Source organism: Gordonibacter urolithinfaciens (assembly GCF_900199375.1).
Classification (GTDB): Bacteria; Actinomycetota; Coriobacteriia; order Coriobacteriales; family Eggerthellaceae; genus Gordonibacter; species Gordonibacter urolithinfaciens.
Window position 1 is genome coordinate 2386446 of sequence record NZ_LT900217.1, and the last position, 25000, is coordinate 2411445.

At 65.4% G+C, this 25000-nt stretch carries 23 protein-coding genes; 16 read left to right on the plus strand and 7 right to left on the minus strand.

Annotated elements, in window-relative coordinates; translation table 11 throughout:
* Positions 1–81 precede the first annotated feature (81 nt).
* Positions 82–939, minus strand: coding sequence for an Mrp/NBP35 family ATP-binding protein (locus BN3560_RS10240; protein WP_096227968.1), 858 nt, complete (start codon positions 937–939; stop codon positions 82–84).
* Positions 940–1182: 243 nt separating this feature from the next.
* Here BN3560_RS10240 and BN3560_RS10245 point away from each other — a divergent pair, with 243 nt between their 5' ends.
* From BN3560_RS10245 to BN3560_RS10260, 4 genes are all read left to right on the plus strand, one after another.
* Positions 1183–2484: an amidohydrolase gene (locus tag BN3560_RS10245; protein WP_096227969.1), complete on the plus strand. Its 1302-nt coding sequence runs from the start codon at positions 1183–1185 to the stop codon at positions 2482–2484.
* Between the two features lie 155 nt (positions 2485–2639).
* Complete coding sequence (modD, locus tag BN3560_RS10250; RefSeq protein ID WP_096227970.1) at positions 2640–3482, plus strand: ModD protein; 843 nt, start codon at positions 2640–2642, stop codon at positions 3480–3482.
* Positions 3483–3724: 242 nt separating this feature from the next.
* A complete protein-coding gene (locus BN3560_RS10255; protein ID WP_096227971.1) occupies positions 3725–4327 on the plus strand; it encodes an RNA polymerase sigma factor in 603 nt (200 codons plus the stop codon).
* A complete protein-coding gene (locus BN3560_RS10260; protein WP_096227972.1) occupies positions 4324–5958 on the plus strand; it encodes a DUF4179 domain-containing protein in 1635 nt (544 codons plus the stop codon). Before BN3560_RS10255 ends, BN3560_RS10260 begins: the two co-directional genes overlap by 4 nt.
* Positions 5959–6023: 65 nt before the next feature.
* On the opposite strand, the gene BN3560_RS10265 is transcribed toward BN3560_RS10260, so the two are convergent.
* The 3 genes from BN3560_RS10265 to BN3560_RS14400 all read right to left on the minus strand — a co-directional run bounded on the left by BN3560_RS10265 (position 6024) and on the right by BN3560_RS14400 (position 8303).
* On the minus strand, positions 6024–6362 hold the full coding sequence (locus BN3560_RS10265; protein WP_087191135.1) for a hypothetical protein: 339 nt from the start codon (positions 6360–6362) through the stop codon (positions 6024–6026).
* Positions 6363–6764: 402 nt separating this feature from the next.
* A complete protein-coding gene (locus BN3560_RS10270) occupies positions 6765–7808 on the minus strand; it encodes a PDDEXK family nuclease (RefSeq protein WP_096227973.1) in 1044 nt (347 codons plus the stop codon).
* 123 nt (positions 7809–7931) lie between these two features.
* Positions 7932–8303, minus strand: a complete 372-nt coding sequence (locus tag BN3560_RS14400) for a hypothetical protein (RefSeq protein WP_123649902.1) — start codon at positions 8301–8303, stop codon at positions 7932–7934.
* A gap of 117 nt (positions 8304–8420) precedes the next feature.
* Between BN3560_RS14400 and BN3560_RS10275 the strand changes: the two genes are divergently transcribed.
* Entirely contained in the window at positions 8421–10493 is a 2073-nt protein-coding gene (locus tag BN3560_RS10275; protein ID WP_154270179.1) for an elongation factor G, read from the plus strand.
* 173 nt (positions 10494–10666) lie between these two features.
* Here BN3560_RS10275 and BN3560_RS10280 read toward each other — a convergent pair whose 3' ends face one another.
* Complete coding sequence (locus BN3560_RS10280) at positions 10667–10993, minus strand: hypothetical protein (protein ID WP_096227974.1); 327 nt, start codon at positions 10991–10993, stop codon at positions 10667–10669.
* Between the two features lie 391 nt (positions 10994–11384).
* Here BN3560_RS10280 and BN3560_RS10285 point away from each other — a divergent pair, with 391 nt between their 5' ends.
* The 9 genes from BN3560_RS10285 (at position 11385) to BN3560_RS10325 (ending at position 19771) form a co-directional block, all read left to right on the plus strand.
* Positions 11385–12323 carry a hypothetical protein gene (locus tag BN3560_RS10285; protein ID WP_096227975.1) on the plus strand — a complete coding sequence of 313 codons (939 nt, stop codon included), beginning with the start codon at positions 11385–11387 and terminating at the stop codon, positions 12321–12323.
* Positions 12229–13032, plus strand: coding sequence for a response regulator transcription factor (locus BN3560_RS14550; RefSeq protein WP_231897384.1), 804 nt, complete (start codon positions 12229–12231; stop codon positions 13030–13032). The genes BN3560_RS10285 and BN3560_RS14550 overlap by 95 nt, the downstream gene beginning before the upstream one ends.
* 82 nt (positions 13033–13114) lie before the next feature.
* Positions 13115–13840 carry a trigger factor gene (locus BN3560_RS10295; RefSeq protein ID WP_157780571.1) on the plus strand — a complete coding sequence of 242 codons (726 nt, stop codon included), beginning with the start codon at positions 13115–13117 and terminating at the stop codon, positions 13838–13840.
* Positions 13841–14173: 333 nt separating this feature from the next.
* Positions 14174–14410, plus strand: a complete 237-nt coding sequence (locus BN3560_RS10300; RefSeq protein WP_087191888.1) for a hypothetical protein — start codon at positions 14174–14176, stop codon at positions 14408–14410.
* 243 nt (positions 14411–14653) lie between these two features.
* On the plus strand, positions 14654–17020 hold the full coding sequence (locus BN3560_RS10305) for a molybdopterin-dependent oxidoreductase (protein WP_041239388.1): 2367 nt from the start codon (positions 14654–14656) through the stop codon (positions 17018–17020).
* Complete coding sequence (locus tag BN3560_RS10310) at positions 16992–17342, plus strand: 4Fe-4S dicluster domain-containing protein (protein ID WP_041239387.1); 351 nt, start codon at positions 16992–16994, stop codon at positions 17340–17342. The genes BN3560_RS10305 and BN3560_RS10310 overlap by 29 nt, the downstream gene beginning before the upstream one ends.
* Before the next feature lie 24 nt (positions 17343–17366).
* On the plus strand, positions 17367–17603 hold the full coding sequence (locus BN3560_RS10315) for a RanBP2-type Zn finger domain-containing protein (RefSeq protein WP_015539702.1): 237 nt from the start codon (positions 17367–17369) through the stop codon (positions 17601–17603).
* Between the two features lie 269 nt (positions 17604–17872).
* Entirely contained in the window at positions 17873–19282 is a 1410-nt protein-coding gene (locus BN3560_RS10320) for an MFS transporter (protein WP_096227977.1), read from the plus strand.
* A gap of 237 nt (positions 19283–19519) precedes the next feature.
* Positions 19520–19771, plus strand: a complete 252-nt coding sequence (locus BN3560_RS10325) for a hypothetical protein (protein ID WP_015539700.1) — start codon at positions 19520–19522, stop codon at positions 19769–19771.
* A gap of 499 nt (positions 19772–20270) precedes the next feature.
* On the opposite strand, the gene BN3560_RS10330 is transcribed toward BN3560_RS10325, so the two are convergent.
* Together BN3560_RS10330 and BN3560_RS10335 are read right to left on the minus strand one after the other, a co-directional pair.
* Complete coding sequence (locus tag BN3560_RS10330; protein WP_087191891.1) at positions 20271–20609, minus strand: hypothetical protein; 339 nt, start codon at positions 20607–20609, stop codon at positions 20271–20273.
* Positions 20610–20740: 131 nt separating this feature from the next.
* Complete coding sequence (locus BN3560_RS10335; RefSeq protein WP_087191892.1) at positions 20741–22048, minus strand: MFS transporter; 1308 nt, start codon at positions 22046–22048, stop codon at positions 20741–20743.
* 263 nt (positions 22049–22311) lie between these two features.
* Here BN3560_RS10335 and BN3560_RS10340 point away from each other — a divergent pair, with 263 nt between their 5' ends.
* Positions 22312–23658 carry an MFS transporter gene (locus BN3560_RS10340; RefSeq protein WP_157780572.1) on the plus strand — a complete coding sequence of 449 codons (1347 nt, stop codon included), beginning with the start codon at positions 22312–22314 and terminating at the stop codon, positions 23656–23658.
* Complete coding sequence (gene rimI, locus BN3560_RS10345; RefSeq protein ID WP_161959462.1) at positions 23606–24985, plus strand: ribosomal protein S18-alanine N-acetyltransferase; 1380 nt, start codon at positions 23606–23608, stop codon at positions 24983–24985. The genes BN3560_RS10340 and rimI overlap by 53 nt, the downstream gene beginning before the upstream one ends.
* Positions 24986–25000: the final 15 nt, after the last annotated feature.

The following is a 25000-nucleotide window of genomic DNA, read 5'->3' on the forward strand; positions in this document are numbered from 1 at the left end:
CCAAGGCCGTTGTCCATGGAAAAGGCCCCCGGGACGATGCCCCGAGGGCCTTCTGGCTTTGCGATCGGCTCGGCTTCTCGCCTACTCGGCGTCCTTCGCCTTCGCGCAGATCTCCACCTGTTCGATGACGGGGTCGAGCGCGCCGGCCACGTCGTACTCCTCCACCTTGCCCTCGTCCACGAGGCGCGCGAACGACGGGTCGATGGGCAGCGTGGCGAACGAGGGGATGTCGTAGCGCTTGGCCACGGCCTCTCCCTGGGGCTCGCCGAAGATGTGGTGGTCCTTGCCGCACTCGTCGCACTTGAAGTAGGCCATGTTCTCCACGAGGCCCACCACGGGCACCTTCAGGTCGTGTGCCAGGTTCACGGCCTTGCCCACGATCATGGCCACGAGCTCCTGCGGCGCCGACACGGTCACGATGCCGTCGACCGGCAGCGACTGGAACACGGTCAGGAACACGTCGGAGGTTCCCGGAGGCATGTCTACGAACAGGTAGTCGATATCGCCCCAGCTCACCTCGCCCCAGAACTGCTTGATAATGCCGGATACCACGGGGCCGCGCCACGCCACCGGGATGTCGTCCTTCGGCAGCATGAGGTTCACGGACACCACTTTGATGCCGCTGGCCGTCTGCGCCGGCACGATGCCGTCGGCATCGGCCGTGAGCGGGTTCGTGATGCCGAACGTCTTGGGGATGGACGGGCCGGTCACGTCGGCGTCCAGGATGCCCACGCTGAAGCCCTTCTTCTGCATCTGGCTGGCCAAGAGGCTGGTCACGAGCGACTTGCCCACGCCGCCCTTGCCGGAAACCACGCCGATGACGTGCTTGATGTTCGTGCGGGCGTTCGTCGGGAACGTGGACGAGCCCGCGTCCTCGCGGTCGCCGCAGCCGGCAACGCCGCAGCTGCCGCATTCGTGGGTGCATTCTTCTTCTGCCATGGCTCCTTCTTTCTTCGAGAGGCCGCCGCCTCGGTCTCGGCGGCCCGTCGTCTCGTCTCCCTCGGCATGATAGCATATATAAGGTTGTGTCAAGAAAGATTGCCGTTAGCTATTACTAGAGGTAGTCCTATAATGGGCGGAAACGGCAGGGCGCCCGAGGCACCCGGAGACGAGGCGCGCCCTGCGGGCGCCCGAATACGAAGGCGGCGCCCCCGCGGGGCGTCCGGAGAGCGAGGAGAGCGCATGCTGTTCGCAGACATCGACATCTTGGACGAGAACCTGGACCTGCGTCCCCACTGCTGGGTGGGCGTGAAGAACGGGCGCATCGCGTACCTGGACGGGCAGGCACCCGCCGACGCCGAGGCCGAGGCCTACGGCGAGGCGTACGACGGCCGCGGCAAGCTGCTCGTGCCGGCCTTCTACAACGCCCATGCGCACGCGCCCATGACGCTTCTGCGCGGTTACGCCGAGAACCTGCCCCTGCAGGCGTGGCTCAACGACATGGTGTGGCCGTTCGAGGCGAAGATGACGCCCGAGGACAACTACTGGGCCACGCTTCTGGCCTGCGCCGAGATGGCCCGCTACGGCGTGGTGAGCTTCTCCGACATGTACTACGCCACCGACGAGCGCGTGCGCGCCGTGGTGGAGAGCGGCCTGAAGGCGAACATCTGCGAGAGCGAGCTGTACTTCGAGCCCAAGCCGTTCGCGGACTATGCCAGCTGCGCGGCGGTCGAGGAATACGTGAGGAAGTACCACGGCGCCGCGGACGGGCGCATCCTCATCGACTACAACATCCACGCCGAGTACACGTCGAACCCTCAGACGTGCAAGGATATCGCTGCCGTGGTGAAGGAGAAGGGCCTGCGCATGCACCTGCACGCCTCGGAGACGAGAAGCGAGCACGAGGAGTGCAAGCAGCGCCACGACGGCCTGACGCCCATCCAGTACTTCGCGAGCATCGGCGTGCTGGACGTGCCCACCACGGCCGCGCACTGCACGTGGTGCGAGCCGGCCGACTTCGATATCATGGTGGAGAAGGGCGTGTTCGCGGCCGCGAACCCCGCGTCGAACATGAAGCTGGGCAGCGGCTACGCGCCCATTCCGGCCATGCTCGAGCGCGGCGTGAGCGTTTGCCTGGGCACCGACGGCATGGCCTCGAACAACAACCACGACATGATGCAGGACCTGTACCTGCTGGCGCTGCTGTACAAGGGCTCCACGGGCGACCCGTCGGTGGTCACGCCGAAGCAGGCGCTTTCCGCCGCCACGCGCGTGGGCGCGCTCTCGCAGGGCCGCGAGGACTGCGGGCTGGTGCGCGAGGACATGAAGGCCGATCTCGCCGTGCTCGATGTGACGGGCCCCTCGTGGGCGCCGCGCACGAACCCTCTGGTGAACATGGTGTATGCCGGCCACGGATCCGACGTCGTGCTCACCATGAGCGACGGCGCGGTGGTCTACCGCGACGGCGCCTACCCCGGAATCGATGTGGAGCGCGCGAAGGCCGAGGTGGAGGCCCGCACGAAGCGCATCATCTCCGAGGTGTAGCCCCTGCCGCCAAAGCCCGCCCGGCACCCCCCCCCGACGCCGCGTGCCGCACGCAACCGCGCCCCGCGCCAGCCTGTACGCAAAGTACCGCTAGGCGCGGGGCGCGTGTTGGTTTATTCTGGTATGGCTATCATTATGAAGAGGGAAGGGGAAGCATGCTGCGAATTTCCGATGCGCGCATCGACGGCTTCATCGCCGAGGACGTGCCCTACGTCGACCTGACGTGCGCGGTGCTGGGGATAGGCGACGAGCCCGGCGAGATGGACTACTTCACGCGCGAGGACTGCGTGCTGGCCGGCACCGAGGTGGTGCGCCGCATCATGGGGAAGCTGGGCTGCGAGGTGGTTGCGGCCGAGCCGAGCGGCACGCGCGTGGCGGCCGGCGGCACGTTCATGACCGTGCGCGGCGCGTCGGCCGACCTGCATGCGGCGTGGAAGGTGTGCCTGAACGTGTTCGACCACTGCTCGGCCGTGGCCACGAAAACGCGTGCCATGGTCGATGCGGCGCACGGTGCGAACCCGCGCTGCGAGGTGCTTACCACGCGAAAGAGCCAACCCGGCGCGAAAGACCTGCTCACCAGTGCCGTTATGGCAGGCGGGGCCTTTCCGCACCGGCTGGGGCTCTCCGAGACGGCGCTCGTGTTCGACCATCACCTCACGTTCTTCGGCGGCTTCGACGCGTTCGTGGAGCAGCTGCCGGCCATCAAGGCGCGCTGCATCGAGAAGAAGCTGTTCGTGGAAGCCGACGCCGCGCGCGCCCGGGTGCTCGCGGCCGCAGGCGTGGACGGCATCCAGTTCGACAAGGTGCCCGTGGACGAGCTGGGTCCCCTCGTGGCCGAGCTGCGCGCCGTCGACCCGCACGTAACGCTTGTCGCCGCCGGCGGCATCAACCCCGGCAACGCCGCCGCCTACGCCGCCACCGGCGTGGACGGCCTGGCCACGACGGCCCCCTTCGCCGCGAAGCCCCTGGACATGAGCGTTCGCATGCGCCGCCTATAGGGACGACGCTCCCGCTTTCGCGCCCGTCCCGAGGCTTCGCTCCGGCCCCTCGGGATGGGCGCCCCTTCCGAGGCTCCGCTCCGGCCCCTCGGGACGGTGCCCCTTCCGAGGCTCCGCTCCGACCCCCTTCCCTCCGTCCGTCCCGCTCCGGTGCGGCTTCTGCGCGTTTTTCCAAACAGGGTGTAACCTCTTCGCCCTCCTGGCACGTCTAATAAGCAACCGACCTTGAAAGGGGCGTTTGCATGGACGATCTGATACAGAGAGCGCGAGACGGAGACGGCGAGGCGTTCGCCGCCCTGTTCGAGCACGAGAAGCAGCCGCTGTGGCGAACGGCGATGGCGGTGCTCGACAACGTGGACGACGCTTCCGACGCACTCCAGGAGACGGCGGTGAAAGCGTGGCGCGCAATGCCGCGCTTCGGCGGCCGCAGCGCCGTGGGCACGTGGTTCATGTGCATCCTGCTGCGGACGTGCTATGACGTTCGGCGGAAGCGCAAGCGCGAGACCCCGTGCGCGATGGGGGTCTTCGACATCGACGCCGACGGCACGGACGTGTCGTGGGAGCCGGCGGCGGGGCTCGTGTCGGCGGGGCGCGGCGTGGTGCGCAACCCCGATCGCGACGAGGCGATGGACGTGCACGACGCTCTCGGTCGACTTGCGCCCGACGATCGTCTCGTGCTGGTGCTGTTCTATGTGAACGATTACCCCATACGACAGATATCCCAGATCATGAACGTATCGGAAGGCGCCGTGCGCACCCGCCTGTCGCGGGCGCGGGATCGATTCAAGGTCGTCTACGGCGAAGGACCGAGCGGCGTTTTCAAGGAAGCGGAGGTGGCACGATGAGCCATGAGAAGTTCGGCAACGAAAGCGAGCTGCGCCAGGCGGTGATATGCGAGCTGGATCCCGGCCCGCTTCCCCAGAAGGCGCAGGCCAAGCTCGACGGTGTGTATGCGTCGCTCGGGTCCATTCCCCAGGATCGTCCGACGGCGGAGAGCGCAGCCGCCTCGGAGCGTCCCCGGCCGACGCGCCGGAGCGACGCGGAGGCTGCGGCGCACGGCAAGCCGACGGGCGGGCGCGTCGTGAGGCGCGGCGTGCTGATGGTCGCGGCGGCGGTGACCGTGGCGCTGCTCGGCGGCGCCGCTTTCGCGGCGACCACGTTCTTGCAGATGCAGCCGGGCGACGCGCCGTTCTTCGACAGCGGCAAGAACCTGCCGATCTACGGGAGCCTGCAAGAGGGCGTGTCCAGCTTGAGCGCCGACGTGGGGCAGACGGTGGAGGTCGACGGCGTGAAGGTGACGCTCGATTCCGTGTCGTCCGACCGAAACATCGTCAACCTGTTCTTCACGCTGGAGAAGGAGGGCGGCTTCGACCTGACCGAGCAGGCGAGTTACAAGGGCTCGCAGGAGAGCGAGTGGGATCGCCTGCAAAGGCTGTCGCCGCGCTTCACCTGCGCGCTTTCGAGTAATGGCGAGTCGATCGGCAGCGATTCCGTCTACCTGTTGGATGCCTACCAGGAGGACGGCAAGGTGAAGGTCATGCAGCGCATCGTGCCGGAGGCGACGCTACCCGACCAGGTGGACGTCGAGCTGGAAGGATGGGCGACTTGGAAGCCCTACGAGGAGGGCGACGCGCCCTTCACCTTCGACTTCGGCCTCGACCTCGGCACGGTGGCCCAGCCGCGCGAGCTGGGCTCACAGGATCTCACGTTCGCCACGAGCGAGGGCGAGAAGACCATGGGTATCGAGCGCTTCACGGCCTCCGAGCTGGGATGCGTGATGGTGGTGCGCAACGATGAGATCGAAACAATCGAGGAAAGCGGCCGTCCCATCTATAACGTGGCTGAAGGCTCCATCACGCCGTCCATGCTGAAAATCGCCGACGACCTAGGCAACGTGCTGACCCCGGTGGGCGCGGGCGACGGAACGGGGATCGATCCGGCCGGCGCGTATGTGGTGGAGCTGGCGGGCTTGTCACCCGATGCGACCAGCGTCACGTTCACGCCGATGATGCACGCGGCCGATTGGGGGTCGATGACGGACGATCAGCGTGCGGCGATCAACGAGCAGAACGAGCGTACGGTGGACGTCTCGCAGATCGGGACCAAGCTGGAGACGAGCGAATACGGCGGTTACGAGCTGACGGGCTGGGATGTGGCGGACGGCACGGTGAGTATCTCTCTCAAGCCTTATGGATGGCAGGCATCGCTCGGCGGCGCGGCAGGCATGCGGCCCACGCAGCAGCCGACGCCGCTGTGCGAAGAATGGTACGACGAGGAGACCGGGGAGAGGTACTGGGGCTACCACACGGCGGTCGGGTACCAGAAACACGATTACCAGACTGGCGAGCTGCTGCTGATCACCTCCTACTACGCGGCCAGCGACGAGGAGCTGCGCGGATTGACGGAGTACGAGTACCAAGCATCGTTCGGCGGGTATCGCGAGGAATCTGACGCGTCGCAGACGCTTTCCTTCTAGCAGCAACGCATGAAGAGCGGGCCCCTCGGCGAGGGGTCCGCTGCGGTTGCGCGCGTTCGCTTCGGCTATTTGCCGAGCACTTTCTTGATGCCCTTGGCGGCCACGACGGCGCCGCCGCCGATGGCCAGAAGGCCGGGGCCGGGCAGGATGAGCATCGGCACGCCCACGAGCATGATCGCGCCGCCGACGGCCGTCTGCACGGCGCCCCCGATGCGGCTGGGCTTCTTCTTCCCGGAGGCAGGGCCTCCGTCGATGATGGTAGCGTTGACAGAGGCGGCCTGCGCGGCGTTCTTCCCGTACGACGGCGCGCGGAACGCGTCGCCGCCTGCAGGCCGTCCGCTCCGCGCGGCTTCGCTTGCGCTGGCGACGGGGCTGACATCGATGATGGGGCTGTGGTCGCTCATGGTCTCCTCGCTAACGGTGGGTGGCGGCTCGAAGCCGCGTGTTGCTTGCGATTATACGGGCAGCACGGAGCCATGCGCCTGGGGCGGGGTGCTGGCGACAGGTTCGTCACCGTTCGGTAACGTGTTGTTCGCGGGTTCTCCAAAGACAAGCGCCGCGTTTCGAATTCGCGCCGACGCTCGCGACGCTGCTGCAAAGTCGCCGATTTCGGCAGATTGACGGGCGAAAGACGCGACGAACGGCATAGCGTCCCTCGCTGGCCGTTGTCCGACCAGGTGTTTTGCTTTACCTGCACAAGGCTCTGGCTGCAAAGGGGGCCCGCACGGCGAAGAGGCCGCCGAAATCGGCGATTTTGCAGCAGCCGAACGAAGTTTTGCGGCTCGTTGCGGGGGATACGGCCACCCTCAGTCGAATCCGACGGGCAGCCCGAGCTCTCTCCTAAGCCTGAGCTTGCGCGCGTGATGGTCGGGGAAGCTCATCTGCAATCGTTTGCCCAGGCGCTTGCGGATGGATGCGGCTATGGTGTCGGTCGCCAGCATGCTGTCGAGCTCGTCGTTGGTGACGCCTATGACGATCCATCCCATCGCCACCAGAGCGTTAGCCCTTCTCGAATCCCGAAGGCGGCTAACCTCTCCTTCGTGGTGCTCTCTGCTCTGGTACTCGACGTCGAGTTTGGCTTCAGGCCAGCATAGGTCACAGCGGAAGCTTCTCCTTCCGGAGATCGCGCGCGCCGCGCTGTTCGCGCTCACCTCGTAGTTCATCAGGGGGATGCCGAGTCCGTATCCTCCGCGTGACAGGGGCAGCCCGAGGATGAGCGCGAGCTTCGATTCGCGCGCGGAGGCCGATCCGTCGGCAAGGTAGGGTAGGATGCGCTGGACTTTGCGTGCTCCGCCCATCGAGGGGTTCTTCGTTACGTAGGTGCGTAGGGCCCGCGTGCTTGTCAGCGGTTCGACCTGGTAGGCGGATCGAGCGCCGGTCCGTTTGGTTTGGTAAGAGCCGCACATCTCCCATCCTAGCTCGAGCAGCGCCGTTTCACTCGCTTGTCGCGCCAGGTGAACGAAACTGGTTGCGGGCGCGGTGAGGGTCGTCTCGCGATCCAAGCGCAGGAGCGATCCGCTCGGCAGGGGATTGCCGTGCACATGCGGCTTGCAAGTCGGCGATGCTCGGCAGTTCGGGTTGCCGACGAGAACATGGGCGGGTTTCTCGAACCGCAGATCGGCATGCATCGCTTCCAGCAGTTCGAGCTTTCGCTGCAGCTCCCCAGCTCTCGGGGCGTGATCGGGCAGCGTGCGAGCCGCGCCCTTCTCGGGCGCCAGCATGCCCGGTCGAGCGGCTCGCAGGATTTGCAGGGCGGTGAGGTGCCCGAAGCAGATGCGCGCCGGTTTCGCGCGCTCCCGCCTGTCATAGGGGCGGAGACCGGTTTTCGGGATGGGGTCGCATGCGGCCATGCAAGCCTCCTAGCTCGTCGCGGGCTCGAAGGATCTTGCAGACGTGGGGAAGCGAGCACATCGTTTCCGCAGCGGGCTCGTCAACGTGGGAAGAGCGCCTGCCTCGACTCTGGTTGGATGATTCTAGCACGTGCAAGCCGTCTGCGGCACGACGCTTCTTGCTGCAAAATCACCGATTTCGGCGGCCGTCGCGCATGGCGGGTCGAGGCTCGGCTTCTCCATTGACGACTGGCGATGAAAACGCCTGTTCAGAGGAATGCTCTGAAGGCAATACGGGGCTGCTTCCGGAAAGACGGCTTTATGGGCGCCGAAATCGACGATTTTGCAGCATTCGGTCGGGCGGTGACTGTTATACGGGATGATGCGGCCTGCCCGCGGCTGCGCTCCGGCGCGCCCCGGGCGCGGCTCGGCCTCGGCAGCGGGCGGGCCGCGCACTTCAGGGGTGCGGTCGAATTCCGGCGTTGTGGACGCCGAAAGCGGCCATTTGCGATACACTATGGGTCAAGGTTTCATGTTCGCGTTTGAAGTTCGTAGGTTAGGCTCGACTGTGGTTCGCGCCTTGACGAAGACGGCAACGGCGTGGGCCACTCAACAGGAAAGTTGGTGGTCAACATGGCAGCTCCTGCTACCGAACACGTACGGAACATTGTGCTGGTGGGCCAAGACGGCGCCGGCAAGACATCGCTCGCCGAGGCGATGCTGCACGTCTCGGGCCGCACGCCCCGCATGGGCACGACCCACGACGGGAAGTCCTACCTCGACTACGACGAGGAGGAAATCCGGCGCAAGTTCACCATCGGCACGTCCATCGCCCCCATCCCCTACAAGGACTACAAGATCAACCTGCTGGACACCTCCGGCCACCCCGACTTCATCGGCGACACGCTGGCCACCATGCAGGCGGCCGAGATGGCGCTTTTCGTGGTCGACGCCGTGGCGGGCCCGCAGGTCATGACCACCAAGCTGTGGCGCGAGGCCGAGGACATGCGCCTGTCGCGCGCCGTGTTCATCAACCACATCGACCGCGAGAACGCTGACTTCGACACCGCCATGGCGCTCCTGCACGCGCGCTTCGGCTCGCGTCTGGGGCCCGTAACCATCCCCATCGGCGTGGACGCGGACTTCAAGGGCGTCATCGACATCATCCGCATGAAGGCGCGCTACTTCGATCCCGGCAGCGACGCCGAGCGCATCGAGGACATCCCGGCCGACTACCTGGAGACGGCCCAGGCCGCGCGCGACAAGCTCTGCGACCTCGTGGCCGAGGCCGACGACGAGCTCATGATGAAGTACCTGGACGGCGAGGAGCAGCTCACGCAGCAGGAGTTGGAGCAGCTGCTGGACAAGGCCATCGCGCAGGAGCTGTTCATTCCCGTGTTCGTGGGCTCCACGATCATCGAGCAGGGCATCCAGGGCGTCATGGAGGACATCGCCACCTACTTCCCGCACCCGCGCCACCACGGCCGCTTCCGCCTGGCCAACGGCGAGGAGACGCTCGTGGACGAGACGGGCGAGCCGGCGGGCTTCGTGTTCAAGACCGTGTCCGACCCGTTCGTGGGGCGCTTGAGCTTCATGAAGGTCATATCCGGCGTGCTGGAGCCGGGCATGGAGCTGGTGAACGCCCGTACGGGCAAGAAGGACCGCCTGGGCCACTTGTACGTCATGATGGGCAAGGAGACCAACGACGTGAAGAGCGCGAAGGCCGGCGACATCATCGTCGTCCCCAAGCTCACCGAGACGCGCACGGGCGACACGCTGTCGAAGTCGGGCACCGTGGCCATCGACCCGCTGCCCTTGCCCGAGCCGCAGTACCCCGTGGCCATCGAGGCCGTGAACAAGAAGGACGAGGACAAGCTGGGCACGTTCCTGGCCCGCGCGGTGGAGACCGACCCCACCATCCGCGTCAGCCGCAGCGAGGAGACGCACCAGACCGTGGTCACCGCCATGGGCGACGCCCAGGTTGACACGCTGCTCGCACGCCTGAAGGAACAGACCGGCGTCGAGGCGAGGCTCGTGGACGTGCGCATCCCGTACCGCGAGACCATCCGCAAGAAGGCCGAGGCGCAGGGACGCCACAAGAAGCAGACGGGCGGCTCGGGCCAGTTCGGCGACTGCTGGCTGCGCCTGGAGCCGAACCCCGGCGGCGGCTACGAGTTCCTGGACGAGATCGTGGGCGGCAAGATCCCGCGCGGCTTCATCCCGGCAGTGGACAAGGGCGTGCAGGACGCCATGGCCGAGGGCTTCCTGGCGGGCTATCCCATGGTGGACGTGAAGTGCGCCGTGTACGACGGCTCGTACCACTCGGTCGACTCCAACGAGATGGCGTTCAAGACGGCCGCGCGCATCGGCTTCCGCGCCGCGTGCGAGAAGGCCGACCCCATCCTGCTGGAGCCCATGGCCAACCTGAACGTGACGGTGGGCGAGGAGTACGCCGGCGCCGTGATGGGCGACATCTCCACGCGCCGCGGCCGCATCGTGGGCACCGACTCCAACGACGCGGGCGAGACGGTCATCATGATGCGCGTGCCCTACGCCGAGGTGGTCACGTACACGAAGGACCTGCGCTCCCTCACGCGCGGCTCCGGCTCGTACACCCTGGAGCTCGAGGGCTACGACCCCGCTCCGGCCGACGTGACGAAGAAGCTCGTGGAGGCCTACCAAGCCGCCCGAGCTGCCGGCAACTAGCTTTTCCGGCCCGGTATCTGGCATGCAAAAGGCGCCGCCCCGAGTGGGTGGCGCCTTTTTAACGTGTGACGGGGGGCGGCGGATGGCGTCTCGTTCTCGCACGCTTGCGGCAAACGAGAGCTATCGGGGGAGCGAGGCGTTTCCCCCGACCCTCTGCCTCCCTCCGCCTCCTCCTACACTCCCGGATGCGCTGCCAGCCATTCCTCGCTCGGAGGGGTGTTTCGGCGGCATACCTGGTACCCATGCTCGGGATGCGCGCTCGTGCCCTTGCCGCAGGGGTAGGCGCACACGAGGCCGCTGTAGTTGCAGCGCAGGGGCTCGGGGCGCACGAGCGCCGTCAGGTCCTCGCCGCAATTCTTGCACAAGAGCGCCGCTCCGGCCGTCACTTCCGTGCGGTCGAAGATGGTGCACGTGCCGCAAGAGGGACACTTCCCCGACTTCTTGGGCGCGGGCTGGCATTTCCCGCACAGCGGGTTGCATATCCAGCAGCCTCCCGGCATAGTGGCCTTCCTTTCTGTCGTTGGGCTATAATATAATCCAATCGATTACGTTATGCTCTATACTAGGGTTATGACCGGTTCGGGCGAAGACGAGCGCGCCGAAGCGGGGGAGAGATCGTGCAGGTGGCGCGCACGGAAATTACCTGGAATCGCGCATATGCAACTATCAACCTAGCACGGGGCCTGGTGGGCTTTGTACCTATCGCAGTATGAAAATGAGCGGCTCTGGTACCGTGGGCTATAGGCCCTTCCGAGTAAAACGAGTAAGGTTTGAGAAGGACGAGTGAAGCGCTGCTCGTTTCTTTTCATCAGGGGGAAAGGGGCGTGCCGGATGACGCAATCAATGCCGGAACGATCAGAGGATAAGACTTCCCATGTGAAGACGTTGACGATGATCGGATTCAAGGTTCTCTTGAGCTGGCATTATCTGGTACTGTTCTCTCCCATATTTATCGGTGCGACCAACAACCCGTCTTTTTCCTTCTTTCTCGAGCGCCAGTTCACGCTGTATCTGACGCTTGCCTTGTCCTTCGGGGCGCTTGTCGGCGTAGGCCGCTTCTTCCTGAACCGCAACAAGACGGCTCCGTCCACGCTGCTGCTGGGCGCGGCGGGCGTGCTTGCCACGGTCGCCTCGGCGCTTTCGCTGGTTACGCTCTCGGCCGACATGCCGTGGCGCATCGCCTCGGTGGTGCTGCTGGGCTTTTCCGAGGCGTTCCTCATGTTCCTGTGGCTTCACTATTATATGGAGGCGGCGGCAGGGCATCTGTTCCGCTCGTTCGCGGTCGATATGATGGCCGGCGGCATCCTCGCGTTCCTCACGTGCAGCTTCGTGCCGCCGCTCAGCTACCTTGTGACGCTGTGCATGCCGGCGGTGGCCACCGTGTCGCTCATTGCGAACTGGCGCACCATCGAGCCGGTCGACGTGGCCGCTCGGACTCCGGCCGTCGTGCCGCCCCGCAAGAGCGTCCTGCGCCATTCGCTGAAAACGCTGCTGCCCACCACGGTGTACGCGTTCGTGTTCGGCCTGCTGCAGGGCGGGTTCATCAACAGCGGCGTCGCGCTGCTCATGGCGGGCAACGCCGTGGTGCTCGTGGGCATCGTGGTGGCGGGCATCGTCATCTTCTTCATACCCGAGGCGCCCGAGACGAACGCCGATATCGACACGATACACCGCTTTTCGCTGCTCTTCTTCGTCCTCGGCATCGTGGGACTTTCCTTCTTGGGCGGGGGGGGGGGTGCTCCTCGCATCAGAAACGGTTATCCTGGCAGGATTCAACCTGTTCGACTTCGGCGGCCTGATACTCGGCGTCGGGCTGGCGCGGCGGCTTAAGCCCGGATCGCTGCTGCTGGTCGACGGCGGCCGCGTGCTCGTCTACATGAGCTTGGCCGTGGGCCTCGTGGTGGGCAAGACCGTGGTCACGGGCCTCGGCGTGGCCGACCCCTCGCTCGTGCTCTACTCGCTGTGCGGGGCCGCCATCACCATGCTCGTGGCAACGGTGCTCACGCCGTTCCGCGAGCAGGAGCCCTTCGAGGCGCAGCTTGCCCGCATGACGTCCGACCCCGGCGCCGCTGCCCCCGAAGGTGCTGCGGCCGCAAAGAAAGCCGACGTCGCATCCACCTCGGCCGTCGGCGCGCCCGCGCCCTCCGGCGCCGGGGCCGGCACCTCCAAGAAAGCCGCAGCCGAGCCGGCGCCCGACGCTCCGGCTTCCGCCTCGCGCGACGAGGACGCGCCGTCCAAGCCCGCGCTGTCGTCGAAACCCTCCGGCGAGCCCAAGCGTGCCGACACGCCTTGGCGGCGCACGTGCCGCGGCATCGCCGAGCTCTACAAGCTCTCCCCGCGCGAGACGGAGATATTCTTCCTCATAGCCAAGGGTCGCAACGCCGAGTACGTCCAGCAGAAGCTGGTCATCTCCATGCACACGGCCAAGACCCACATAGCGAACATCTACCACAAACTCGGGGTGCATTCGTCGCAGGAGATGCTAAGCCTTATAGAGACGTTCCGAGAGGAAGACATCAAATCGCAAGAGCAGGACTGACAAGCCCATCTCGGCGCGCCGCGGCGCGCCGTTTTGCTGTCCATCTGGGGCGATGCGCCCCGCCAACCGTAAGGAGTACCCTATGCAAGAAACCGCACCCCAGCTCGACTTGAGCGCGTTTGCGCTCTCTTCGCACGACAGCGTGCATATCGTCATGCCGCCGCAGCCTGTCGCGACCGACGACGACATCGACGCGCAGCTGTTCGTGTACGTGGCCTCGGCCACGAACCATTCGCCCATCCGCTCCATCGGCGATTTGACCGACGAATGGGTGAAGGGCCAGTTCGACGGCATCAGCACCATGGCCGAGCTGCGCGCGGGCATAAAGCAGGACCTCGAGCGCCAGGGCATGGTGGCCTGGAACAACACGAAGTTCCAGAAGTGCTCTGACGCCCTCGTGACGCGCCTGGAGGGCGAGCTTCCCGCAGATGTCGTCGCCGCGAACATCGAGGCTTCGCACGCGCAGTACGAGCAGCGCCTCAAGTCGTTCGGCTCCACGAAGGAGCGCTATCTGCGCGAGGAGCACCTCACGCCCGAGCAGTTCGAGGAGAAGCTGCGCGACGACGTGGTGTTCCAGCTGAAGCTCAACGCGGCGCTCGACAAGATGATCGAGGCCACGGGAACCGAAGTCGCGCCCTCCGAGCTCACCGAGTACCTGTCCACGGACGATCCCGATGCGTTCCTCGCGGAGATCGAGGCGAACGGCCGCATGGCGGACGCCCAGCGTGCCGCCGCCCGCGTCAAGGTCATGCGCAGCGTGGTGGACGCGGCCGTCGTCGAGACGGAAGGCGACGCCTCCGCCGCCTAGCCCCGGCTTCTATGCGCCATCCGGCGCTGCGGCTCGTGCCCCCGGCACCGGCTGCTTCGGAAGGGCCCGCGTCGCGGGCCCTTTTGCTTGCTCGGGGGCTCATACCCCGTATCGTCCCCTTTGCATGACCGATTTACGTTTCCCCAGGTAAAAGCCTCGATACGTGCGTAGTAGTGAGTATGACTGCCAGTACTAGATCGCCCTTTTTCATACCCGCGAAGGTAGTTTCGCCGATTTGCCGCGTGGTAGCTTATGCGCTGTGAATGCACCCCAATGTATTTGCGAACAGACCTTGTCCACCGAGATTCAATGAGGAAGAGGAGGAACCACGATATGTGCTTCAGACCGCCGTCGTTCGACGAAATGATGAAGAAGTGCCCGTCTTGCGGCTCTTTCAACCCGCCCGAGAACGACAAGTGCAAGAAGTGCGGCACCGAGCTTCCCGCTGCGGATGCTGCCGGCACGGGCGCGAACGCCCCTGCCCCGAGCGCTCCCGGCGCCCCCAAGGCTCCCGGCGCTGCGCCGAGCGCCCCCAAGGCCCCTGGCGCGCCGAAGCCGCCTACTGCGTAAGCAGGAGCGGGTCGATCCTTCCGGCAGCGGCTTGAGAGAGGCCGCATGCACGTCGGCACGAGGGTCATTGCAAGTCTTTAAGAAACCCCGATCCTCCGCGCGGAAGAGGAGACCGAGCGGACACGGGGAAGGCGGGAAGCGAGGTTTGAGGAGGCCGCGCGACCCGAGATAAGCGTGCTTCGGGGTTTCTGAAGAATAAGAGTTCATCTTATCGGTATCTCTTTTATGAAAGGGGGGCTTTTCATGATCAACGAATACAACCATGATCTGTACAAAACAGACTGGCGTTGGTACGAGGATGGTTATGAAGTGACCCGCACCTCGGTCTGGACCGGACCTGGGTGTCACAACGGCTGCGGCGTGCTCACGTACGTCAAAGACGGCAAGCTCGAGAAGATCGAGGGCGACCCCAACTTCGGGTACAACCAGGGACGTCTGTGCCTGCGCTGCCTGAACATGGTCGAGAACATCTACAACAACGACCGCCTCAAGTGGCCTCTCCTCCGCGACGGCGAAAAGGGCGAGAACAAGTGGAAGCGCATCACGTGGGAAGAGGCCTTCGACTGGCTCGAGGACACCTACAAGACGATCTGCAAGACCATTCATGACGAGTACAACGGCATCGGGCCCGAGGGCATCGTCGCCCTGTCCGGCACCGGCCGTAACGCCATGTGGCATGGCGCCATGTGCCTCCGCGCCGTCTTCGGCAGCCCGAACATGTCGTTCGGCTTCCTCTCTGCCGACTCCTGCTACCAGCCCCGCATGACCGCCAACCTCATGAAGGACGGCGACTGCTGGATCCTGGACGCCTCCCAGCTGCACCCGGATCGCTACGACAACCCGGAGTGGAAGCAGCCCGAGGTCGTTATCGTGTGGGGCAACGAGCCTCTCGCGTCCAACCCCGACGGCTTCGTCGGCCACTGGCTGATCGACCTCATGCGCATGGGCACGAAGTTCATCGTCATGGACCCGGCCCTCACGTGGCTGGCCTCCAAGGCTGACATCTGGATCCAGGTTCGTCCCGGCACCGACTGCGCGCTCGCCATGGGCATGCTGCGCGTCATCGTCGACGAGGACCTGTACGATCACGACTTCGTGGACAACTGGTGCTACGGCTTCGACGAGCTCGTCGAGCGCCTGCAGGACTACCCGACCGACAAGGTCGCGGAGATCTGCTGGATCCCCGAGCAGCAGATCTACGACGCTGCCCGCATGTTCGCTGCTGCCAAGCCCGGCGCCATCCAGTGGGGCCTCGCCATCGACATGCAGATCGCTGCCATGGAGGCTTCGTTCGCCATCTCCGACATCACGGCGCTGTGCGGCAACCTCGACGTCCCCGGCGGCAACGTGCTCGTGCGCTACGCCTACAACAGCTCCAAGAAGTACGGCTGCGGCCTCGAGTTCATCTCCCAGGAGATGCTCGACCGCCGTATCGGCACCGACCAGTCGCCCATCCACAAGGCCGGCTACACGCCGTTCATCCCGCCTGACCTCCTGCTCGAGGCCATGGAGACGGGCGTGCCGTATCCGCCCCAGATGATGTGGGTCCATGGCACGAACCCGATCGCCAACATGGGCGGCGACGCCCCGCGCATCTACCGCGCGTGGCAGAACGTGCCCTACACGGTCGTCGTCGACTACTACCTGACCCCGACCGCCGTCGCCTTCGCCGACCTGGTGCTCCCCGTGGCCATGTCCGTCGAGCGCGACTCCTTCCGCTCCTGGTGGCAGCCGCTGCGCACGATGACCGCCGCAGCCGGCCGTTACTACGAGTGCATGATGGACGAAGAGCTGGTGTTCTATCTGGGCAAGCGCTTCAACCCGGACTTCTTCAACCAGTTCGAGACCGTGCGCGACTTCCTGACGTGGATGATCCAGGACGACGGCAACGGCGTTCCGTACACGTTCGAGGACCTCACCCACACGGTGTACGACTACTGGGATTGGAACGAGACGTACCACAAGTACGAGAAGGGCCTGCTCCGCGAGGACGGCCAGCCCGGCTTCGTCACGGCTACCGGTATGTACGAGATCTCCTCGCCGCTGTTCGACGTGTGGGGATTCGATCCGCTGCCGCACCACATGGAGCCGTTCGAGAGCCCGTACCGTACGCCTGAGCTGTACAAGGAGTACCCGTACATCTACACGTCCGGCCACCGTCACATCGGCCTGTTCCACTCCGAGCATCGCCAGCTGCCGACCATGCGCGAAGTGCACCCCACGGCTATCGCCGACATCTCGCCCGAGATCGCCGAGGAGATCGGCGTGAAGGAAGGCGACTGGGTGTGGTTCGAGAACCGTCGCGGCAAGTGCAAGCAGCAGGCGCACATCGCTCCGGGCCTCATGCCGAACCTCGTCCGTGCCCGTCACGGCTGGTGGTTCCCCGAGCAGGAGGCGGCAGAGCCGAACCTGTACGGCGTGTTCGACTGCAACGGCAACAACCTGACCACGATGGGCGTGTACGGCCCGACGCACTACGGCGCCCCGTACAAGAGCACGCTCTGCAAGTGCTACAAGGTGACGCCTGAAAATGATTGCTCGCCTAGCGAGATTGTGACCAAGGGAGGTGGCTTCGGTGGCTATGACTACACCCGGTTCGAAGGCGACTAACGGTCTGCTGATCGACTACGAATTCTGCACCAACTGCCATACGTGCGAAGTTGCTTGCAAGAAAGTGCATGATCTTCCGATCGGCCAGTACGGCATCAAGACGCTGGAGTACGGCCCGGTGAAGAACATCAACGGCAAGTGGGAGTGGACCTATCTTCCCCTGCCCACGGATCTGTGCGACCTCTGCGCCGACCGCGTGGCCGAGGGCAGGCTTCCGAGCTGCGTGCATCACTGCCAGGCTGGCATCATGTACTACGGCACGCTCGAGGAGCTGTCCGCTAAGTTGGCTGAGAAGCCCAATCAGGTGCTTTTCGCAAAGTAATGTTGGAACGAAGGAGGTAGAGCTATGGCTCGTCAGGAGAAAGGCGGATTCCGTCCGCCTCCGCTGGGGAAAATTCTGTGGAAGTGCACCGAGTGCGGTACCTTTAACGCGGCCGATGCCACGGCGTGCAAGAAGTGCGGCGCCGAGAAGGAGAAGGTTGCCGACAAGTCCATCGAGAGCGCTACGTTCAAGCCTATCGATGACTCCGAGCGCCTGAACCAGGACAAGAAGGCCGTCGAGAAGATTCTCGGCGAGGAGTAGTTAGTTCCAACGGCGAGGGGATCTCTTTCTTGAGATTGGGGTCCCCTCGTTCTTTCCATGGCCGCCAGGCAGGGTCGAAACGTTTTCATGGGGAAATGCTGAAAGAGCAAAAGAAGACGAAGCCTCGATCCGAGTCATCATCCAAGGCTAGCGCATGAAAGCAGGAACGCCTTCTTTTGCGCGGGATCCGCACTGTCCGACGGCCGCCTATCAGATTCTCCGGCTTAAAACAGCTCATAAGGGCCGGGGAACGTTCCAAGGAGCGGATTATGAGTGCAGCTGCAAAGTCGCCAGGGAAGTTCACCATTTCCCAGGCGATCGACTCCCTCGGAGTCAGCAAGTTTACCATTTCCATTTTCTTCCTCGTTGGCATAGCGATGATGTTCGATGGTTACGACTACATGATCATCTCCTATACCAACACCCAGATCATGCAGGAGTTCTTCGGTCCTGCAGGCAACGACGCCCTCAAGGGCGCCCTGTCGTCCTGGTCGACGATCGGCATCGTGGTGGGCTCGTTCGCAGCCGGCCCGCTGTCCGACAAGTTCGGCCGCAAGAAGATCCTCACCATCGGCACGTTCATGTACGGCCTGCTTACCATCCCGTGCATCTTCGCCCCGAACTACGAGGTCTTCGCGGTCTTCCGCGTGCTCGCCGGCCTGTTCCTGGGTGTGTGCACGCCTATCGTCACCACGCTGTTCACGGAGTTCACCCCCACGAAGCAGCGTTCGTTCTTCATCACGTTCGGCATGGCGTGGATGATCGTCGGTTGGGTTATGGCCGCCCTCGTGGGCACGGTCATGGTCCAGGTTGCCACGTGGCACTGGTGCTACGCCATCGGCGCGCTGCCGGTGATCTACGCGTTCGTGTTCGGCAAGTTCACGCCGGAATCGGCCCACTGGTGCGCCGTGCACGGCAAGCTTGACGGCGCGGTGAAGACGCTCGAGCGCATCGAGAAGCGCGCGGGCAAGGAGATACCCTACGAGCTCAAGGCCGAGAACCTTCTCGTGCCGCCGGTTTCCGCCAAGTCGAGCCCGGCCGAGGTGTGGAAGGGCAAGTACCTGAAGACCACCATCGCGCTGGTTATCATCTACTTCGCCGGCAACTTCAGCATCTACGGCGTGAACGCCTGGCTGCCGGCCCTGATGCTCGAGGCCACGGGCGGCGCCGTTACCGCGTCGTACATGCTGGCCATGGCGCAGAACGCCGCGTCCGTTGTGGCGAACTGCACGACCGGTTTCGTTTCCGAGGCCATGGGCCGCAAGCGCAACCTCATCTTCGGCTACGGCCTGTCGGTGGTTGCCTGCCTTATCGTCTCCCAGGTGGTCAAGCTGCCCGCCGAGACGAGCTTCTGGCCGTACCTGATCGCGTTCGTGTTCATGGGCTTCGCCCTGAACTACGCCATCACCGCTGCCCAGCCGATGATGTCCGAGTCCTATCCCACCGAGTTCCGCAACTCCGGTGTTGCGACCATCGTCGCGCTCGGCAAGTCCGCCGGCATCCTGTCGCCCATCATCCTGGGCGGCCTGAAGGCTGCGGGTTGGGCGTTCTCTCCGCTGATCGCCCTGCTGGCCGCCCCCATGGCGTTCGGCTTCTTGGCTGGCTTCCTGCTTCCCAAGGGCGCCAAGGGCATGAACATCGACGACATCGCCGATGAGGCTGCCGACGCAAAGGCGTAAGCACTGCTTTACCGCCCCATCCTGAAAAGATGCGAGCGGATTGACGTTCGACCGGCCGACGGGGTTCCTGGAAAGGGGCCTCGTCGGTCGGGTTTGCCAGGGCGGTTCGCGGGTCGCCGCATCTCATAGAGCGTTGCTGGTCGCGCGCAGGATGCCGACGATTGCGGCGAACCGCCTTGGCAAACCCGACCGATGCACCGGGTGCCGAGGGGCTGAATCGATACAAGGGGGTTCGCGATGAGCGCTATCATCTGTCCGTTCTGCGGCAAGGAATCTGCTTCCGAGGACCATTGCACGAAGTGCCGCACGCGCTTCACCAAGGAGATCCGCGCTGCCGCATTCACGGTGGACAACGACCCGCGCAGCGACCGGATAGGCCCCGTGTCCACGAAGACCGCCAAGATATTCTGCTGGATCGTGCTGGGGCTTTTGCTGGCGGCCTTCGTGCTGGCCACCGAGCTCACCGGCAACGGCGTTACCGGTCACTGAGGGCGCGGTGGGGATGGGTCGTCTCGGCGGTCGAGCAGGCGCCCCGCGTTGCGTTTGATCGAAGAGGCGCCTTGGCCAACCTTCCGCGCTTAAAAACCAGGCGTCATGCGCTCGTCTTGCTCTCTCGAGGTCTTGCGTGAGAGGCGGGAGCTCGGGGGATCCGCGCCGGGGCCGTATCCAAAAGCTCTTCTTAGCCATATCTCACGGGTTAAAGGGGCTGTATCAAAAGTCCCAGAACGCAAGCCCGCCCTCGTAGGGCAAGAGCTCCGCCCTTGCCGCAACCTGCGGGTCGATCTCGCCCGGCGGCAAGGGCAGAGCTCTTGCCCTACGCTCGACCCGGGAGAGACGACGAGGCGAAACTTTTGATACAGCCCTTTGCTTCAACCCGGGGGACGTTCCCCGTTGAGCTAGGGCAGGGCCCTTGCTCAACGGGACGGCTCCAAGGCGGGGCTCGAGCTCAAGGCTTTTGAATCGCCGCCATGCGCGTGCTTCGCCGGCTTTATCCCCGCTTTGCCTGCTCGTAGTCCTTGATGTCCTGCTTCGTGATGCCCACGCTCGCTTGGATGCCCCTGATCTCGTTGCCGGAGCGGGTGAAGTCCACGCTCGAGGTGCCGCCCAGGATGGCCAGGCCGATGCCGGCCATCATCATTGCAGCTCCCACGGCCATGTTGCCTACTTCCAGGATGCCGCTCGTCTCCAAGCCCAGTTTCACCGTGACGAGCACGACGATGGCTGCGAGGGCGGCGGCGCACTTGATGAGGTCCTTGCGACGGTTCGCCTTGAGACGTTCGATGTCCTGGTACGCCTTCGCCTTGCGCTGGCTCATGTTTCTGCCCATAACGTGTCCTTTCCCCTGATTAGGATCGCGTGATCCCCGTCGGGGCGGCCTCTAACACCAGAGGCCGCCCCGACGGGGAATCGGCAAGCCTGCGGAGGCAGCAAGCCGCCGATTCCCGCATGGGCGCTCGCTTACGAGGCGGCGGCAGCCGTCTCGGGCGCCTCGACGTCGGCGGAGCTGCCGGAGGCCTTCGCCTTGCGGCCTTCCAGCATCTTCATGTCGCTGTTCCACTTCTTGGAGAACGGCAGCACGTCGGCTGCGGCCACGAGGGACAGCACGCCCATGACCATGAACACGGCCAGGCGGTTGTCGCCGCCCACGGCGCCCTGCACCACGATGTTCAGGATGGAGCCGAACACGATGGCGAAGTTCGCCAGCGACAGGTTGAGCGGGTACTTCTTGGCGCCGTAGCGCTGGCGGGCGAACGCCGAGGCCACCACGGGCACGCCGCCGTAGCAGAAGCCGCAGCAGAACGCGCCGACCACGTAGAGCGCCGAGATGCCGGTGGTGAGCGCGCCGATGATGCAGGCGCAGGCGGCCACGGCGATGAGGCCGTCCACCAGCATGGTGATCTTCACGTTCGTCTTGTCGTAGATGAGGCCGATGACCACGCGCGCCAGGCCGTTGCAGGTGGACACCAGGCCCACGAGCAGCGTGGCGAAGCCGGCGTCGAGGCCCACGAGCTGGGCATCGGAGGCGCAGTTGCCGATGGTGGCCAGGCCGATGGCGATGACGATGATGGCCCAGACCCAGTACACGTAGAACGTGGAGGACTTGAGCGGCGTGTCCTGCTCGCCCGGGTCGTAGCCGGACGCGGTCGCCTTCTCGGGGGCCATGAGGGCCACGATGTTAGCCGGCGGGCGGCGCAGCGTGCAGGCCAGCACGACCACCACGAGCGCGGTGATCACGCCGATGGCGGCGAACACGGTGCCCAGGCCGAGCGTCGGCGCCAGGTTCACCGACAGGGTGCCCAAGATGAGCGAGCCCAGGCCGAAGCCCATCATGAGCACGCCCGACGAGAAGCCCACCTTGTCGGGGAACCACACGTTGGTGGTGGCGATGACGGAGTTGTAGCCCACGCCCACGCCCAGGCCGCCCAGCACGCCGTAGCACAGGTACACCACGGTGATGCTGCCGTTGCCGAACAGGCCCGTGCCGGCGAAGCCGCAGAAGAACAGCGCTGCGGCCACGAACAGCGTGTTGCGCACGCCGATCTTGGCCTCGATCTGCGATCCGATGACGGCGCCGACGCAGAACGTGATCATCATGATGTTGAACGTGAGCCCCACGGCGGCCTTCTCGAGGCCGAACGTGGTGCAGATGGGGGCGGCGAACATGGAGAATGCGTAGATCAGCCCCAGGAACAGCAAGGTGAGCGTGGACAAGGCCAGGTAGAGCATGCGCTTGCTCTTGATCTGGCCGACGGTAAGGTCAGGCATGGATCCCCTCTCTTTCAATGGTTACACGCGCGCACGGACAGCGCGGGCATGCCGTGCGACATCATCCATTGTGCCGTGCGCGCGCGGGCTCGCGTATAGTCGTCCGTACTAGATGCCCTCGTTTTCATACTCCTCACGGTAGGGGCGTTCCTCATGCCGGTGGTAGGTTGCATCGCGAGCGAAACGGTCTGCGCGCGTTTGCGCGCAGCTTCCGCGCGGAGGCGTCGGCACCTCCGCCGGGAAACGTTAGGGAGGCGATGAGCGTGGCCGACATACGCACGAACCGCTACGCTATCCTCGTTTGCGGCATCCTGACCATGCTCATGTTCGGCACGATCTACGCCTGGTCCATCTTCATTCCGCCGCTCGAGGCCGAGTTCGGCTGGACGCGAAGCCAGACGTCGCTCGTATTCTCCGTCGCCATGATCGGGCTGTCGTTCGGCATGCTGTCCATCGGGCCGCTCTCGAAGGTGCTCTCGCTGCGCGCGTGCTTCGTCGCCTCCACGTCGCTGATCGTGCTGGGCTTGTTCTCGTGCCAGTTCATCACCGAGCTCTGGCAGCTCTACGTGTTCTACGGCGTGTGCTGCGGGCTGGGCTCGGGCATGAGCTACACGGTGTGGACCACGAACACGCTCGCGTGGTTCGGCGACAAGGTGGGGTTCGCCTCGGGCGTGCTGGTCATGGGCTTCGGCATGGGCGCGCTTGTGCTGGGCTCGCTGGCCTCGGCGCTCATCTACTCGTCGCTGGGCTGGCGCCTGGCGTTCGTGGTCATTGCTGCCCTGGCGCTGGTGGAGGCGCTCGTGGCCATCAACTTCATCCAGGAGCCGCCGCCGCGCATCGCGGCGCTCAAGCCGAAGCGCGACGCGGTGGGCGTGAGCCTGCCCGGCTCCAAGACGGTGCGCGAGCCGTCGTTCTGGCTTTTCTGCATCTGGCGCAGCGTGGTCATGGGGGCGGGCGGCGCCGTGATCGCCGAGGCGTCCGTCATGATGACGGGCATCGGGTCGTCCATCGCGTTCGCCACGGCGGCCGTGGGGGCGCTCGGGCTGGGCAACGGGTTCGGGCGGCCGCTGGGCGACATCCTGTACGACCGTATCGGGCAGAACCGCACGCTGGTGGTGCTGCCGGCGCTGGCGCTGGCCGTGTCGGTGGGCATGGCGGCGGCCTACTGGTTCGAGGCGCCGTGGCTGTTCGCGCCGTTCCTGCTCGTCGAGGGGCTGCTGTACGGCATGTACGCGGCCATCAACACGTCGTACATGCGCACGACGTTCGGGCAGCGCGACCTGGCCATGAACACCGGCATCAGCGCCGTGGTGCTGGCGCCGTTCAACCTGGTGTTCCCGCTGGTTGCCGCGGCGCTGTTCGAGTGGACCGGCGGCTACGAGGCGTTCTTCGTCATCGTGCCCGCCTTCGCGCTGCTGTCGCTGGCGTGCGGCGCGCTGTGCAAGCCGGCGAACGCGCGGCTGCAGGCGAGGTACGGGGGTGCGGGGGAGACGGCGGGTACGGGGATTGCAGGGGAGCTGCAGGATGCCGCAGGGCAGACGACGGGGAGGAGCGCCGATGGCGTGGGGCAAAGGGCAGATCGTGAAGCAGGCGTTGCGCACCGCGCCTGAGGACTACGCCGCGTTCGAGGCCGTGAACCTGGCTGGGCGAGACGGCGTGCGCGTGCTGGATGTGGGGTGCTTCGATGGCTTCAACACCTACCTCAAGTTCGCGCCCTACGCAGGCGTGGCGCGTGTCGTGGGCGTGGACCCGCTGCCCGAGGCCGTGGCCGAGGCGGCAGCGCGCACGGCCGGCGACGCGCGGTTCTCGTTCGCATGCTCGACATTCGAGGACTATGAGCCCGAGGCGGGCGAGCGCTTCGACCTGGTGTACTTTTCCCACGTGCTGCAGCACCTGCCCGACCCGCAGGCCGCGCTCTCCAAAGCGTGCCGGCTGCTCGTGCCCGGCGGCTTCGTGGTGGTGAAGACCACGGACGACGCCGCGAAGCTGTCCTACCCCGACCCGGAGCAGGTTATGCGCCGGCTGTTCGACCTTTACGAGCGTCACGTGCTGCCGAACACCCCGCACACCGCCTGCACGGACCGTTGCAACGGGGAGAAGTGCTACACGCTTATGAGGCGCGCGGGCCTGGGCAACGTGGCGGTGCGCCAGTTCGCGGCCGACACGTGCGGCAAGACGCTCGAGGAGCGCCATGCCCTGTTCGAGCGCTGCGTGTACTTCCGCCGCAACGTTCCCGCGTGCGTCGACGAGGGAACCGCTGCCGAGATCCACGCCCTCGTGGAGGCGTGGGGCACGCTGTTCGACCAGGACGACTACTACTTCGTCACCCAGTCGTTCGTGGCCATAGGGCAGAAGCCGCAGGAAGGCGCCTCGCCATGGAAGTACGCCGGCCCCGTTTTCGAGTCGGCGCCCGAGGCGTTCCGCAAGCCGCAAGAGGCCCAAACGGAAGCGCGTCCGCGCGGCGGCGCACCGCTTGCCCCCGCGGACGCCCCCGCCGTTGCCATCCGCCCGCTCGCCGAGCGGGACCTCGGCGCCGTCATGGCCATCGAGGTAGTCTCGTTCCGCGATCCGTGGACGCCGCTCGCGTTCGCGCTCGACCTGCGCCACAACCCGTGCGCGCACTACACGGCGGCTTTCACCGAGGGCGGGCTGGCGGGATACCTGGGATGGTGGGGCGCCCCCGACGGCGCCGCCATCGTGCGCGTGGCCGTGGATCCCGCGCGGCGCAAGGCGGGCGTCGGGCGTGCCCTCGTGGAGCAGGCGGTGCGGGACGCCCGTGCCGGCGGCCACGGCGTCCTCACGCTGGAAGTGCGCGCGGGCAATGCCCAAGCGCGCGGTTTCTACACGCGCTTGGGCTTCCAGGAGGCGGCGGTGCGGTCGGCCTACTACGAGGATCCTCCCGACGATGCCGTGATCATGGTGCTCCCGCTGGGGTGAGCGCCGAGCGCGCGT